The 15082-nt window shown below is 51.5% G+C and carries 12 protein-coding genes; 9 read left to right on the top strand and 3 right to left on the bottom strand.

Annotated features, from left to right (window positions below; translation table 11 throughout):
• Positions 1 to 99 precede the first annotated feature (99 nt).
• The 5 genes from ftsE to J2X61_RS25770 all read left to right on the top strand — a co-directional run bounded on the left by ftsE (position 100) and on the right by J2X61_RS25770 (position 5959).
• A complete protein-coding gene (ftsE, locus tag J2X61_RS25790) occupies positions 100 to 786 on the top strand; it encodes a cell division ATP-binding protein FtsE (RefSeq protein ID WP_167055104.1) in 687 nt (228 codons plus the stop codon).
• Positions 776 to 1693, top strand: a complete 918-nt coding sequence (ftsX, locus tag J2X61_RS25785; RefSeq protein WP_310191887.1) for a permease-like cell division protein FtsX — start codon at positions 776 to 778, stop codon at positions 1691 to 1693. Before ftsE ends, ftsX begins: the two co-directional genes overlap by 11 nt.
• 130 nt (positions 1694 to 1823) lie before the next feature.
• Positions 1824 to 3014 carry a murein hydrolase activator EnvC family protein gene (locus J2X61_RS25780; RefSeq protein ID WP_310191884.1) on the top strand — a complete coding sequence of 397 codons (1191 nt, stop codon included), beginning with the start codon at positions 1824 to 1826 and terminating at the stop codon, positions 3012 to 3014.
• A 75-nt stretch (positions 3015 to 3089) separates the two neighbouring features.
• The gene (locus tag J2X61_RS25775; protein WP_274472970.1) at positions 3090 to 4553 is read left to right on the top strand and encodes a S41 family peptidase; all 1464 of its coding nucleotides are present in this window, start codon (positions 3090 to 3092) and stop codon (positions 4551 to 4553) included.
• Positions 4554 to 4675: 122 nt separating this feature from the next.
• The gene (locus tag J2X61_RS25770; protein ID WP_310192123.1) at positions 4676 to 5959 is read left to right on the top strand and encodes a PDZ domain-containing protein; all 1284 of its coding nucleotides are present in this window, start codon (positions 4676 to 4678) and stop codon (positions 5957 to 5959) included.
• A gap of 298 nt (positions 5960 to 6257) precedes the next feature.
• On the opposite strand, the gene J2X61_RS25765 is transcribed toward J2X61_RS25770, so the two are convergent.
• Positions 6258 to 7079, bottom strand: a complete 822-nt coding sequence (locus J2X61_RS25765) for a flagellar motor protein MotB (protein ID WP_310191882.1) — start codon at positions 7077 to 7079, stop codon at positions 6258 to 6260.
• Positions 7063 to 7863: a flagellar motor protein gene (locus J2X61_RS25760; protein WP_274472972.1), complete on the bottom strand. Its 801-nt coding sequence runs from the start codon at positions 7861 to 7863 to the stop codon at positions 7063 to 7065. The genes J2X61_RS25765 and J2X61_RS25760 overlap by 17 nt, the downstream gene beginning before the upstream one ends.
• A 285-nt stretch (positions 7864 to 8148) precedes the next feature.
• Between J2X61_RS25760 and uvrB the strand changes: the two genes are divergently transcribed.
• The 4 genes from uvrB to J2X61_RS25740 all read left to right on the top strand — a co-directional run bounded on the left by uvrB (position 8149) and on the right by J2X61_RS25740 (position 14005).
• On the top strand, positions 8149 to 10146 hold the full coding sequence (gene uvrB, locus J2X61_RS25755) for an excinuclease ABC subunit UvrB (RefSeq protein ID WP_274472973.1): 1998 nt from the start codon (positions 8149 to 8151) through the stop codon (positions 10144 to 10146).
• Between the two features lie 36 nt (positions 10147 to 10182).
• Positions 10183 to 13065: an excinuclease ABC subunit UvrA gene (gene uvrA, locus J2X61_RS25750; protein ID WP_274472974.1), complete on the top strand. Its 2883-nt coding sequence runs from the start codon at positions 10183 to 10185 to the stop codon at positions 13063 to 13065.
• Between the two features lie 290 nt (positions 13066 to 13355).
• Positions 13356 to 13517: a hypothetical protein gene (locus J2X61_RS25745; RefSeq protein WP_274472975.1), complete on the top strand. Its 162-nt coding sequence runs from the start codon at positions 13356 to 13358 to the stop codon at positions 13515 to 13517.
• A 284-nt stretch (positions 13518 to 13801) separates the two neighbouring features.
• Entirely contained in the window at positions 13802 to 14005 is a 204-nt protein-coding gene (locus tag J2X61_RS25740) for a hypothetical protein (protein WP_274472976.1), read from the top strand.
• Between the two features lie 104 nt (positions 14006 to 14109).
• On the opposite strand, the gene J2X61_RS25735 is transcribed toward J2X61_RS25740, so the two are convergent.
• Entirely contained in the window at positions 14110 to 15078 is a 969-nt protein-coding gene (locus tag J2X61_RS25735) for a sugar phosphate isomerase/epimerase family protein (protein WP_310191876.1), read from the bottom strand.
• Positions 15079 to 15082: the final 4 nt, after the last annotated feature.

Here is a 15082-nt window from a genome sequence, read left to right as displayed (position 1 = left end):
GAAGGAATTTCCGCTTTTGTGTCGAATTCATAAAGGCTAACTATACAACAGAGACACTTTGGGCTCAGCCCGAAGATCCATATTTTAGGATGTGATATTGTGATCGAAATGCAGGACGTATGGAAGACGTACTCCAACGGCACGCATGCATTGAGAGGGATTAATGTAAAAGTGGACCGCAACGAGTTTGTCTATGTTGTCGGGCCATCCGGCGCTGGTAAATCGACATTTATGAAGTTGATGTATAGAGAAGAAAGACCGACGAAGGGTCAAATTTTCGTGAACGGATTTAATCTGGAGAAGTTGAAGCAGCGCAAGATTCCGTTTCTGCGCAGAAACATCGGCGTCATATTCCAGGATTATCGCTTGCTCCCGAAACTGTCAATTTTCGACAATGTGGCCTTTGCCATGGAAGTGATTGAAGCACCGAAAAAGCAGATCAAGAAGCGTACGATGGAAGTGCTAGAGCTCGTGAAATTAAAGGATAAAGCGAATTCGCTGCCGTCGCAGCTATCCGGTGGCGAGCAGCAGCGGGTAGCCATTGCCCGGGCAATAATTAACAACCCATCCGTCATAATCGCCGACGAACCGACAGGAAATCTCGACCCGGAGACGTCATGGGGGATCATGAAGCTGATGGAAGAAATTAATTTCCGCGGCACGACAATCGTTATGGCAACGCATAACAAAGAAATCGTGAACACGATGCGTAAACGAGTCATTGCAATCGAGAACGGCCTTATAGCGCGTGACCAGGTGCGGGGGGAATACGGTTATGAAGATTAGCACATTGTCCCGCCACTTGCGCGAAGGCATGCGGAATGTCGTCCGGAATGGATGGATGACGTTTGCGTCGATCTCGTCGATTGCGATTTCCTTGTTTATTTTAGGTGTTTTCGTACTCATCACATTGAACGTGAACGATATTGCAAGCCAGATTGAGGATCAAGTCGAAATTAACGTCTACCTGGAGGTCAACACGCCTCAGGACCAAATAACGGCGCTGGAAACGCAAATCCAGGGCATCATCGGTGTGAAAACAATCAAGTTCGTCTCGAAAGAAGAGGGACTTGTCTACTTGCGCGAAAAGCTTGGCGAAAGCGGCAAAGCGCTGCTGGATGGATTCGAAGGGGAGAACAACCCGCTTAACGATGCTTTCACAGTCGAAGTGGATGACCCGAGGAACGTAGCGGCGGTAGCGGATCAAATCAGTGCGCTGAATATCGGCAAAGATCCGAAACCGATTTACAAAGTGAACTACGGCAAAGGGACTGTCGAGGCGTTGTTTAAAGTGACGCAGATTGTTCGCTGGGTCGGCTTTGGCATCGTGATTTTACTGTCATTTACGGCTGTATTCCTGATTGCCAATACGATTAAAATTACGATTCTTGCCCGGCGCAAAGAAATTGCCATTATGAAAATGGTGGGTGCGACGAATTCCTTTATTCGTTGGCCGTTTTTTATAGAAGGGGCACTGCTTGGCTTCGTCGGATCACTGATTCCCGCGGCATTGATTCTGGGCGGATATTGGAAGCTGCTGCATATCAGCTCATTGAATATGAATTTGCTCATGATCGAATTAACGCCATTCCGCGAGATTGCTCCTACCATGATTGCGTTATTGCTGGGAATCGGCATCGTGATCGGCATCTGGGGCTCCCTGATTTCCGTACGTAAATTCCTCCGCGTGTAGAAGACGGCTTATTAAGCCGGCTTTGAAGCATTTTTGTGTTTTCAAAGATTCAAAGATTAATAGATGGAAGTTGAAGAGAGTCAAGTTTCTGGAACTCGTATCAGGTTTTGAAAATGAGGAGGCTACGTGCTTGAAGAAGAAGATTCTACCCTTGGTATTGACACTTGGGATTGCGGCTTCGCTAGCGGTCCCATATGCGGGTTATGCCGCATCGACAACGGAGAAGATCGATCAGCAGTTGACTCAGCTTAAAAAACAGAAGGCGGCAGCGCAGCAAAAGGCGAACGACGCCGAGAATCAAATTTCCAAAGTGCAGGACGAGAAAGATCAAGCTACGAAAGACATGAATACGTTGATTCAACAGGTCAATGAAGCCAGCAAGAAGCTGACGCAGTTGAATGAGCAAATTGACCAGGTTTCCGACACGTTAGAGGAGAACGGGAAGCAGCTGGACGAGGCTATAGCCCGGGTGGAAAGCCGCGACCAAATGCTGAAATCACGAGTGCGTCTGATGTACATGAACGGCTTCGTTTCTTATATGGATGTGGTTCTTAGCGCGACCAGCTTTTCTGACTTTTTGAATCGGATAGAAGCTTTGAAATCTATTGTAAATCAAGATAAGGTCGTGCTAGAAGCGAACAAGAAAGATAAAGAGATTGTAGCCAAGAAGAAGGAAGAAACCGAGCAGCAGTTGGAGAAGGTGAAGAAGCTATACGCCGATGCCGATGTGGTGAGAGACGAGCTGCAGGCGAAGGAAAAAGCCAAGGAAGTGAAGATCGCTTCCCTATCGAAGCAAGAGAAGGCTCTTGAGGGGATTTCCGAAGAGAACGAAAGATTGATCACACAATTAGCGAAGCAGGAAGCGGATCTTCAAGCGAAGAAACGGGCTGCGACCAAAGCCAAGTCGCCATTCACGTATGCGGGAGGCAAGCTGGGTTACCCGCTGGCCGCGCAAGCGCCGCTTACGTCGGACTTCGTGAACCGGATTAACCCGGTTACGGGCAGAAGCGAGAATCATAAAGGCATTGACTTGGGCGCTCCCAAAGGAACCGGCATTCTTGCCGCCGAGAACGGCTCCGTTATCTACGCCTCTTGGATGAACGGATACGGGAACTGCGTGATCGTCGATCACGGCAATGGATTATGGACGCTGTACGGCCATATTATGAATGATGGCATTTATGTCAAAGTCGGCGATGTCGTGAAACGTGGCGAGAAAATCGCCGGCGTAGGCTCTACGGGCCAATCGACAGGCAATCACTTGCATTTCGAAGTCAGGCTGAATGAAACTCCGACCGATCCCAAACCGTTCTTGCGATAGGACAACTTGGTTATAAAACAGGAAGGGCTTGTCATATACTACAAGCAGACGGGAAAAAGGTAGGTGAATCGCGCCTTGCAATTCAAAGGACGCACGGTCATAGTATTTGTTTTGTTAGCCATGTTCGCAAGCTCAATTGTCACGTTGACGATTGTGGACCCATCCTTTACATGGGGGCGGAGCGAGCAGCCGACGGGAAGCGCCGCCGCTGCTATAAGCTCTTCGTCGGGTCTTTCCAGCAAAGAATTAAGCAAAATTGCCACAACGTTTCAATTAATTGAAAGCAAATATTTGAAGCAACCGGATCATGAGAAGCTGGTGAACGGCGCGATCAACGGCATGCTGGAATCTCTGGAAGATCCGTTCACGGTATATATGGATCAGAAGGAAGCGCAGCAGTTCGACGAGAGCATCACATCCTCGTTCCAAGGAATCGGGGCTGAGGTTTCCTTCGAAGAAGGTAAATTCGTAATCGTATCTCCCATTAAAGGGTCGCCGGCAGAGAAAGCGGGCATTCAGGCCAAAGACGTCATTCTCTCGGTGAACGGGGAGAAGCTGGACGGCCTCACATTGAATCAAGCAGTCATGAAAATCCGCGGTCCCAAAGGGACGCAGGCGAAGCTCGACCTGCTTCGTCAAGGAGCGGGCGATCCGGTTCAGGTGATCGTCGTTCGGGATAATATCGACGTAGAAACCGTCTACGCGGAAATGCTGCAGGACCAGATCGGCAAAATTGAGATCCGCCAATTCTCCTCCAATACGGCTGTACGCTTCGCGGAAGAGCTGAAGAATCTGGAGGCCAAAGGCATGAAGGGGCTCGTCATTGACGTGCGGAATGACCCGGGCGGCCTGCTGAACGTTGTCGTCGACATCGTCAATCCTTTCGTGAAGAGCGGCAAGCCGATCGTACAGGTTGAGAACCGGGACGGGAAGCGGGAGCCGACGCCTTCGACGGGATCGGGCAAAAGCTATCCGGTGACAGTGCTGATCAACAAGGGCAGCGCAAGCGCTTCGGAGATTCTGGCCGGCGCATTCCAGGAAGCGGTCGGGAGCAAGATCGTCGGTGAAACGTCCTACGGAAAAGGCACGGTTCAAGTCACTTTCGAGAAGGAAATGGGTGACGGCAGCAACATCAAAATGACCGTCTACAAATGGTTGACGCCGAACGGCAACTGGATTCACAAGACGGGTATCCAGCCGGATATCGCGGTGGAGCAGCCGGCGTATTTCAAAGCGGCTCCGCTTTCGAAGAAAACGGTGCTGAAGCAAGATACGACGAGCGACGATGTGAAAAACCTGCAGCTGATGCTGGCGGGGTTAGGATTTAACCCTGAGCGCTCGGACGGCTACTTCAGTGAGAAAACGACCATGGCCGTGAAAGCTTTCCAACGGACGAACGGCTTGCCGATGACCGGGGAAGTCGATACGGACACGGCGAACAAGATTGAGAAGCTGCTCTTGGCGCAGATTCGCGAGCCTAAGAACGATCTTCAATTGAAGGCGGCAGTTGGTCAAATTCAGAAGCAGCTCGGTAAATAATATTGGTGAGCTGCTGGAAATTGACCGTCAGCGGCAGGAAATAAGCGGTCGCAGTCGAAATATTGTAGGAAGGATGCTTCGGCAACCTTCCTACTTTATTTTATTGAGGAGACCGAATCGTGATGGATGTTCTGATTCAACTCTTGGACAGGCTGCTGCTGGCAGCGGGGCAGTTGTTAATGAATCCTTTTTACTATATAGGCATCATCTTTATCGTACTGCATTATCGCAAGCAAATTCAGTTGGAGCGCAAGCTGTTTCATACGAAGCTGCATTCGTTGATGAATGAGACGTGGCGAACCGTGCTGTGGGGATGGATCGGCGGATTGGCCGCCTCGGTGCTCCTGTTGTTCGTCGGTGTAAGTATTGATGCCGAAGCCGTGCTGCTGCTCTGGGTCATTACGATCGTTTTGGTGATGGTGCGGGTCCGGTTCCTCTGCCTGGCTTATGCCGCGGGGATCCTGGGCGTCGCCCAAGCCGTTCTGTCCTGGCTGCCGAACGCGGCCGATTTGACGGCTTCCGTGCCGGTTCTGAAGATAGTGGCTAACGCGGACATCCCGTCTTTGCTGTTGATCGTGGCGGTCCTGCATCTCCTTGAGGGGCTGCTGACGCAGTACCAAGGGGCGCGGATGACGACACCGCTCTTCCTGGAAGGGAAGCGCGGGCAAATCATCGGCGGGCAGCAGCTGCAGGGCTTCTGGCCGGTACCGATGTTTCTGCTAGTCCCTGCTGCAGGCGGAGGTGAGCTAGGCTTGCCATGGGCAACGTTGTTCGGAGCGAATCTCGCTTCCGGCTGGACGCTGCTGGCATTTCCCGCGATGATCGGCTTCACTGAGCTGACGATATCCAAGCTTCCTCGACGGCAGGCCCGTTTCAGTGCGAACTTGTTATACTTGTACGGCTTGATCATGTTGGGGGCGGCGGTTGCTGCGCATTTCTGGCCACCGGTCCTGATCGCCGGCGCGCTGCTGAGCATGGCCCTTCACGAAGGATTGATTCGGTATAATCAATGGCTCGAAGATAAGCAGGCGCCTTTCTACGTGCATTCGCCGAGAGGGCTCATGGTGCTCTCGGTCGTGCCGAACAGTCCGGCCCAGGAGCTTGGCATCCAAGTGGGCGAGCTCATTCATAAAGTGAACGGCCACAAGGTGAGAACGAAGACCGACCTGCATCAGGCGATGGGGCTCAATTCCGCCTTCTGCAAGCTGGAGGTGTTGAACGAGCAGGGCGAGGTTCGCTTCCTGCATCGCGCGATTTTCGCGGGCGATCATCACCAGCTCGGCATCATTTTGGCGCCGGACCAGCAGGCGCTTTATTTCACGGAGCACCGGCCGGTACATCTCTTATCCTACTTGCGCGGCCGAATTACCGGATTGTTATCTAATGATTCGACCAAATCGATGTAAATAAAGAAAGAGACTGTCCCCAGCCTTTGTATGACTTACGGGCATCCTCATTTTTATGAAAAGGGAAATTGAGTGCGCTATTTGTCTAAATCTGATTCTTTTGGGTGGGAAACGGAAATACAGGCCTTTATTTGTCTGTGAACCTCTACTTATCGCCCAAAATTGACTAAATAACGCATCGTATTTCCCTTATCGCAACGGATGGCCTGCTTTTCGGGTAAATAACGCATCGTATTTCCTTACATCAAAAGGGGCTGCCCCAAGGTCAATGTTGACCTTTGGGACAGCCCCCTTTCGTTTATTTGGTGCTGCCGACCGGAGCGAGTCCGTCGCGCAAAACGATGATTTCCACGCGGCGGTTCTTGCTGCGGTTCTCTTCGCTGTCGTTCGGCACTTTGGGCATCGTATCCGCATACGCTGTTGCGATGAATTTGTTGTCGTCGAGCTTGGCCGAATCGGTGAAATAGCGCAGTACCGACAGAGAGCGGGCGAAGGAGAGTCCCCAGTTATCTCTATAGGGGGAGCCCGTTGCGAGCGGGATGTCGTCCGTATGTCCCTCGATGCTGACCTTGCTGTTCAACGTCGGGAAGAGCGAGGCCAGCTTTTGCAAAATGGGGGCGGAGGCTCCTTTCAGATCGGCTTTGCCCAAATCGAACAGGAACAGATCGTTCAAAGTGATCGCCACGCCGCGTTCCGTATCGCTGGCGGATACTAGAGCCTGCAAATTTTGATCCTGAATGTAGGCTTGTACCTGTTTCAGAAGATCTTGAAGCTCTTTCTCGCGCTTCTCTTTCTCGCTGTTTTCCGGCTTGGTTTTATCTTTCTCTTCCTTCTGATCGTCCAGGTTCCGTTTGGTGTAATCTTGGTCCTTGCTCTCAGCATCACCTTGCTTCGGGGTCATCTGTCCGTTAACGCCGTGGCCTTTCTCCAGGATGGAGTCCGCTTTCTGGAATTGCAGGTTTAATACTTGTGCAAGAACGGCATACTTTTGAACATCGACCTTACTCATGGCATACATAATGATGAAGAAAACGAGCAGAAGGGTGATTAAATCCGCATAGGTGATGAGCCATCTCTCGTGATTGACGTGCTCCTCTTTCTTCCTACTTCTCCGCGCCATAATCGGCTTCCTCCTCTACCGGTGCGGCTTTCTTGGACGATTTGTCGTGGAGGAAGGAGGTCAGCTTCTTCTTGATCAATTGCGGGTTCTCACCGGCTTGCAGGGCAAGGATGCCTTCAAGCATCAGTTCCATTTCGGCGACCATTTCTTTGCCGCGCACTTTGATTTTGTTGGCAATCGGCAAATAGATCAGATTGGCGCTCATAACGCCATATAGCGTAGCCGTGAAGGCGACTGCAATCGCAGGACCGAGGCTGGAGGGATCCTCAAGATTGCCCAGTACGTGAATCAGTCCCATGACGGTACCGATAATCCCCATCGTTGGTGCATAGCCGCCGCCGGCTTCGAAAATTTTGGACATATTATCAACCTGGCTCTCGATTGCATCCATTTCGAGCTCGAGAATTTGTCTCGTCAGTTCCGGATCCGTACCGTCCACGACCATCAGCAGACCATCCTTCAGGAAAGGATTGGTATGCTCCTGCGCGCGCTGCTCGAGAGCCAGCACACCTTCTCTTCTTGCGATGGAAGCCATATCCACAAGCTCCTCGATCGTTGCGGAGGGATCGCGTTTCACTTCCCGGAAGGCAATGCCGAGCGCCTTGGGGATCTTGGCAAGAATGGAGAGAGGGAAAGAGACGGCCACTGCGCCGAACGTTCCGCCGAACACGATTAACATCGCACTCGGAATAATCAGTGAACTGATGTGCCCGCCATCCCACATGTAACCGCCGATTAAACCGACAAGACCTAAGATTAAACCTAATACCGTTGTCAAATCCATGACTGTACCACTCCTATTTAGCATCAAAAGAATTGGGCCCTACAGGCAGCCTGTTAAAAACGGTTAAACGCGGTGAAATGACAGGCCGTAACAGATATTGCCGTTTGCATCAAAGATTTAAAAAGAGTATAATGGAAAAACCAGAACAAACATTCTTATGACGGATGTAAATGATTGCCATCATATATGCAGGAAGGTTCCATAACTTTCTTTATCGGAAACATAAAATAGAAAATGAATAGGCTAAAAGTCCGATTTATTATCAATAAGAGCAGGTGATTAGTGATGAGTGAACTTGTCAAAAGCTCAAGGAAATTCGAGCTTGTATCCGAATTTTCTCCGCAGGGCGACCAGCCTCAAGCCATTGAGGAAATCGTAAAAAGCATTCAAGCCGGCAATAAACACCAGACGCTTCTGGGAGCTACGGGCACAGGGAAAACGTTCACGGCGGCGCAGGTGATTGCGAAGCTGAATCGGCCGACCTTGATTATTGCGCATAACAAAACGTTAGCCGCACAGCTGTGCAGCGAATTCAAAGAATTTTTCCCCCACAATGCCGTCTCCTACTTCGTCAGTTACTATGATTATTACCAGCCAGAAGCCTACATCGCCTCCTCTGACACCTACATCGAGAAAGATTCCAGCATCAATGAAGAGATTGATAAGCTTCGCCACTCGGCGACAAGCTCTCTATTCGAGCGCCGTGATGTCATTATCGTCGCCAGCGTATCGTGCATTTACGGTTTGGGTTCGCCAATCGAATATGGCAACATGCTGCTGTCTTTGCGCGTAGGAATGGAGAAGTCGCGGAACGAGATTCTGCACAAACTGGTAGATATTCAATATCAGCGGAATGATCTGAACTTCGTGCGCGGGACGTTCCGTGTTCGCGGGGATGTGGTGGAAATTTTCCCGGCTTCCCATGGGGAACAAGCGGTAAGAGTTGAACTGTTCGGCGATGAAATCGAGCGGATCACCGAGATTAACGTGCTGACCGGCGAAATCATCGGCGAACGCGAGCATATCGCGATCTTCCCGGCGTCTCACTTCGTAACGCGCGAAGATACGATGAAGCGAGCGCTCGTCAACATCGAGCGTGAGCTGGAAGAGCGTCTTGCCGAGCTGAAGGAGCAAGGCAAGCTGCTGGAGGCTCAGCGCCTGGAGCAGCGGACGCGTTACGATATGGAAATGATGCAGGAAATGGGCTTCTGCTCCGGCATCGAGAACTACTCCGGACCGCTCACGTTCCGGGAGCGCGGAGCTACGCCTTATACGCTGCTGGATTATTTCCCGGACGACATGCTGTTCATGGTCGACGAGTCGCACGTGACGCTGCCGCAAATCCGCGCGATGTACAACGGGGATAGAGCGAGGAAAGAGGTGCTTGTCGAGCATGGCTTCCGCCTGCCTTCGGCGCTCGATAACCGGCCGCTGCGCTTTGAGGAATTCGAAGAGAAAGTTAACCAGATTTTATATATATCGGCCACTCCGGGACCTTACGAATTAGAGCATTGCCCGTATATGACGCAGCAAATTATTCGTCCGACGGGACTGCTCGATCCTATTATTGAAGTAAGGCCGACCAAAGGCCAGATCGATGACTTGCTTGCGGAGATCCAAGATAGGATCCGGAAGGACGAGCGCGTGCTCGTGACGACGCTGACGAAGAAGATGGCGGAAGATTTGACGGATTATTTCAAAGAAATCGGCGTTAAAGTGCGGTATTTGCATTCGGATATTAAAACATTCGAGCGGATGCAGATTTTGCGCGATTTGCGTCTCGGCACCTTTCATGTGCTGATCGGGATCAACCTGCTGAGAGAAGGGCTGGATTTGCCGGAGGTTTCGCTGGTTGCCATTCTCGACGCGGACAAAGAAGGATTCCTGCGCTCGGAGCGCTCCATGATCCAAACGATTGGCCGTGCGGCGCGTAATGCCGAAGGCCGGGTCATCATGTACGGGGACAAAATAACGGAATCCATGGACAAAGCCATTAGCGAGACGAATCGCCGCCGGAGCATTCAGGAAGCCTACAATGCGAAGATGGGCATAACGCCGCAAACGATCGCCAAGAAAGTTCGCGACGTTATTGAGGCGACGAAGGTCGCCGAGCAGAAGTCCGACTATCTGGCGGACGTGAAGGGCGCGAAGATGTCGAAGAAAGACCGCACGTCGCTTATCGAGCGTTTGGAAAGCGAAATGAAGGAAGCGGCGAAAAACTTGCAGTTCGAACGGGCGGCGCAGCTGCGTGACGCTATTATGGAAATGAAAGCTGAAGCCTAGAGGGCTTCAGCTTCACATAGGAGAGGAAGGTTACACGTGTCTAGAGATCAAATCGTCATTAAAGGAGCTAGAGCTCATAATCTGAAAAATATCGATGTTACGATCCCGCGCGATAAGTTCGTCGTTCTGACGGGCCTCAGCGGCTCGGGTAAATCGTCGCTGGCCTTTGATACGATTTATGCCGAGGGGCAGCGCAGATACGTCGAATCGCTGTCTGCTTATGCCAGACAATTCCTCGGGAACATGGATAAGCCGGACGTAGACTCCATTGACGGTCTGTCGCCGGCTATTTCCATTGATCAGAAGACGACAAGCCGCAACCCTCGGTCCACAGTGGGTACCGTAACGGAGATTTATGACTATCTGCGATTGCTGTTCGCCCGCATCGGACGTCCGCATTGTCCGACCCACGGCATTGAGATTACTTCCCAGACCGTGGAACAAATGGTCGACCGCATTATGGAATACCCGGAACGCACGAAGCTGCAAATTTTGGCACCGCTCGTTTCGGGGCGCAAAGGCGAGCATACGAAGCTGTTCACCGATGTTCAGAAGCAGGGCTTCGTCAGGGTGCGAGTTAACGGGGAGACGATGGATCTCGCCGAGAAGATTGAGCTGGATAAGAACAAGAAGCATTCGATCGACGTCGTTGTCGACCGGATTGTTATTAAAGAGGATGTTCAGACTCGTCTTGCCGATTCTTTGGAAACGGCATTGAAGCTGGCGAACGGACGAGTGATTGTCGATATTATCGACCAAGAGGAGCTCATGTTCAGTCAGAATCTCGCTTGTCCGGAATGCGGCTTCAGTGTGGAAGAGCTGGCTCCGAGAATGTTTTCCTTCAACAGCCCGTTCGGGGCTTGCCCGGAATGCGACGGACTCGGCAGCCAGATGATTGTCGATCCGGATCTGCTTGTACCGGATACGAAGCTGACGATCGAAGAGGGAGCTTTCGAAGCCTGGGCGGGAAGCACATCCAACTACTATCCGCAGTTCCTGGCTGCAGTGTGTGAACATTACGGGATTTCTCGCGATGTACCGGTGTCGGAGCTGACCAGCGAGCAGATGAAGGTTATTTTGTACGGCACAGGCGGCGAGAAGATCCGGTTCCGCTATGAGAACGACATGGGAGCCACGAAGGAAGCCCTTGTTCCGTTCGAAGGAATCATTCGCAACCTGGAACGCAGATTCAAGGATACGTTCTCTGAGGGGATTCGGGAACACATTCAGACGTACATGAGCACGAAGCCGTGTCCGAAGTGCAAAGGGCAGCGTCTGAAGCCCGAAACGCTCGCAGTAACGATTAACGGCAAGAACATCGCCCATGCGACGTCGCTCTCCATCGGAGAAGCGGAGGCTTGGTTCAACGGGCTTGATCTGAACGAGAAGGAACAGAAGATCGCCAATCTGATCCTCAGAGAAATCAGAGCAAGATTAGGTTTTCTGGTGAATGTGGGACTGGATTACTTGACCATGCACCGCTCGGCGGGAACGTTGTCAGGCGGAGAAGCGCAGCGGATTCGTCTTGCTACGCAGATCGGTTCGAGCTTGATGGGCGTGCTCTACATTTTGGATGAGCCTAGCATTGGGCTGCACCAAAGAGATAACACGCGCCTGATCCAGACGCTTGAGCATATGCGCGATCTCGGCAATACGCTCATCGTCGTGGAGCATGACGAAGACACGATGATGGCTGCCGATTACATTATCGATATCGGACCTGGAGCCGGAATTCACGGCGGCCAAGTAATTGCCCAAGGGACGCCGGCAGAGCTGATGGAGGATGACAACTCGCTTACCGGGCAGTATCTTAGCGGCAAGAAGTTTATTCCAATCCCGGCTGCGCGCCGCAAGCCCAACGGCAAATGGCTCGAAGTCAAAGGGGCCAAAGAGAATAACCTGCGCAACGTTTCGGCGAAGGTGCCGCTCGGCGTCTTTACTTGCGTGACAGGCGTATCCGGCTCAGGCAAAAGTACGTTGATTAACGAAATTTTGTTCAAAACGTTGGCTCGCGACCTGAACGGCGCCAAGGTTCGTCCTGGCGAGCACCGGGAGGTTCTCGGGCTGGAGCATGTCGATAAGGTTATCGATATCGATCAATCGCCGATCGGTCGTACACCTCGTTCGAATCCGGCCACGTATACGGGCGTATTCGACGATATTCGCGATGTCTATGCGAACACGAGCGAAGCGAAGGTCCGCGGATATAAGAAGGGGCGCTTCAGCTTTAACGTGAAGGGCGGCCGATGCGAGGCATGCCGCGGCGACGGGATTATCAAGATTGAAATGCACTTCTTGCCGGACGTTTACGTGCCGTGCGAAGTGTGCAAAGGCAAGCGCTACAACCGTGAGACGCTGGAAGTGAAATATAAAGGCAAGAGCATCTCGGAAGTGCTGGAGATGACGATTGAAGACGGCTGTGAGTTCTTCAAGAACTTGCCCCGCATTCACCGTAAGTTGACGACGCTGCTGGATGTCGGTCTGGGTTACATGACGCTGGGTCAGCCGGCAACAACGCTGTCCGGGGGCGAAGCCCAGCGCGTGAAGCTGGCGGCGGAGCTGTACCGCCGCAGCACCGGCAAGACGATCTATATTCTGGATGAGCCTACGACAGGGCTCCACATCCACGATATCGATCGTCTGCTGAAGGTGCTTCACCGCCTCGTCGAGAACGGTGAAACGGTGCTGGTCATCGAGCATAACCTCGATGTCATTAAGACGGCGGACCACCTCATCGATCTGGGCCCCGAAGGTGGCAGCCGAGGCGGGCAGATCGTCGCTTCCGGTACGCCGGAAGATGTGGTGAAGGTGGCCGGGTCTTACACCGGCCAGTATTTGAAACCGATCCTGGAACGGGATCGGGAGCGCTCGGAGAACTATGCGAAGCGGTTGGAAGTGTTGGAGGAGTCGGTCGGCTAAGCTAAGCTGAGCGATGATGGGAAGTAGACCTCACGGCGGATGTCGTGGGGTCTTTTTTTTGCTCGGCGGTTCACTCCCTAAGCGAGTGTTCCGCCAGGATGTTCATAATTCCGACTAATTTACCTTGCGTTTTGTTAATACTTAATTGGATTCGACAATTTAACCCTCTATCAAAAAATAAGTGATTAGTCCTATAATGAATATAACGAAAGCATCACGATCTTTTAGCTGACAATTCAATGATCGAGCGATATAAGCAATCAAATCTATCTACTATATGGAGGCTTATTATGAAACCGACGTTAGAGCTACAAGAGATTGTTTCTGCTTTAGGCATCGATCCCTTCCGATTTTTGGCTTGGCAGGAACAGGAGTTAGCCCTGAAAGAACAGCAGCACACACCTATAGAAGAGCAGAAGGACGCATCGTCCATGTACGGGCTGGTGGTATAGTTGGATGATGTGTACTATGAATATTTGATATGAAGAACCTGCGCGTCCGGCATGGACATGGGGGTTCTTTTCTTTTGTTACGGATAAGGATCGTGTTATAAATCAGCGGGAAGCAGGGCATTTTATACAGAAGAGGCGGATTTGCGTAATGGCCTAAGGACCAAATGGTGACAAACTTGTTACACATGCGTCGAATGACTTGCATCTAGTGTCCATTCAAGCTAACATAGAATTAAAATAGCAGGACGTGTGCCTTGCACAGAGTATTAGAAGGAGGTTTCACCATGTTATTCGCGGCAGAAGCAGCAGCAACAACAAGCACGTATACAGCCTTTGATATTTATGTTTTGATCTTCACAGTGATCATTGCACTCGGAGTTATCAGGCAAGTGGTTTCACCAAAAAGAAATTTGTTTGCATTAGGATTTGGAACCGTGGCATTGCTCGTATTCATCTTCATGGACTATGTCATGATTAGCGGCTGGTAATTCAACGCCCAAACAAGCTTCACAAGATAAAAGCCCACAGGCACGATCGGAAGATCGATAAGCCTGAGGGCTTTTTTGCAAGAGAGGGCTAAGCGGTTACCCGCTTACACCCACCACATTTCACCAAGCGGTTCTTTGATAAGAACTTGTTGGAGGTTTTGAACGGCTTTGGAGAAGCCTTCTTCAACGGACATCAAGCCGTCTTCGTGCTCGATGCTCACGACATAATCGTAACCGACCAGACGCAGAGCGGAGATGATGTCAGCCCATACTTTCATGTCATGGCCATAGCCGACGGAACGGAACTGCCATGCGCGGTCCAGCATGTTGGCGTAGGACTGCATGTCCGTCACGCCGTAGCGGTTCACGTTGTTGACATCCATGGATGTATCCTTGGCATGGAAATGGTGAATCGCGCCTGCGCGGCCGAGAATTTGCACGGCTTGAACAGGGTCGATACCCTGCCACCACATGTGGCTCGGATCCAGGTTGGCGCCGATGGCTTCGCCTGCCGCTTCGCGCAGACGGAGAAGGGTAGCCGGTGTATGTACGGAGAATCCGCCATGAAGCTCCAATCCGATTTTCACATTGCGGTCAGACGCATATTTACCGGTTTCGGTCCAGTAAGGGATGACTTTGTTCGCCCACTGCCAGTCCAAAATTTCCTGGAAATCATTCGGCCAAGGAGCAACCGGCCAGTTCGGATATTTCGCATCCTCGTGGTCGCCAGGGCAGCCGGAGAACGTGTTAACGACAGGCACCTCAAGGCGCTGAGCGAGATCGATCGTTTGTATAATGGCATCATGAAAATCTTTGGCAATCGGTTTTTGCGGGTGCAGCGGGTTACCGTGCACGCTTAGTGCACTAATTGTCAAACCGCGGGACTCTACTGCATGTTTGAATGCTTTCAATTTCCCTGCATCAGCAAGCAGCTCGCTAGGGTTGCAATGCGCGTTACCAGGGTAGCCCCCAGTTCCGATTTCAACAGCTTCTAAGCCTTTAGCCGCAACGTAATCGAGTGCTTCCTCTAAAGGTTTTCCACCGAACAGAACCATAAAAACGCCTAACTTCATTAGG

This window comes from Bacillus sp. 3255 (assembly GCF_031456485.1).
In the GTDB taxonomy this organism is placed as follows: Bacteria; Bacillota; Bacilli; order Paenibacillales; family NBRC-103111; genus Paenibacillus_E.
This window is presented reverse-complemented; position numbering and strand designations above follow the sequence as displayed.

Coding starts and splice junctions, on each gene's coding strand:
- J2X61_RS25745 (WP_274472975.1), top strand. CDS start 13,356: ATGAAACCGACGTTAGAGCTACAAGAGATTGTTTCTGCTTTAGGCATC.
- J2X61_RS25735 (WP_310191876.1), bottom strand. CDS start 15,078: ATGAAGTTAGGCGTTTTTATGGTTCTGTTCGGTGGAAAACCTTTAGAG.
- J2X61_RS25765 (WP_310191882.1), bottom strand. CDS start 7,079: ATGGCGCGGAGAAGTAGGAAGAAAGAGGAGCACGTCAATCACGAGAGA.
- uvrB (WP_274472973.1), top strand. CDS start 8,149: ATGAGTGAACTTGTCAAAAGCTCAAGGAAATTCGAGCTTGTATCCGAA.
- J2X61_RS25740 (WP_274472976.1), top strand. CDS start 13,802: ATGTTATTCGCGGCAGAAGCAGCAGCAACAACAAGCACGTATACAGCC.
- J2X61_RS25770 (WP_310192123.1), top strand. CDS start 4,676: ATGGATGTTCTGATTCAACTCTTGGACAGGCTGCTGCTGGCAGCGGGG.
- J2X61_RS25760 (WP_274472972.1), bottom strand. CDS start 7,863: ATGGATTTGACAACGGTATTAGGTTTAATCTTAGGTCTTGTCGGTTTA.
- ftsX (WP_310191887.1), top strand. CDS start 776: ATGAAGATTAGCACATTGTCCCGCCACTTGCGCGAAGGCATGCGGAAT.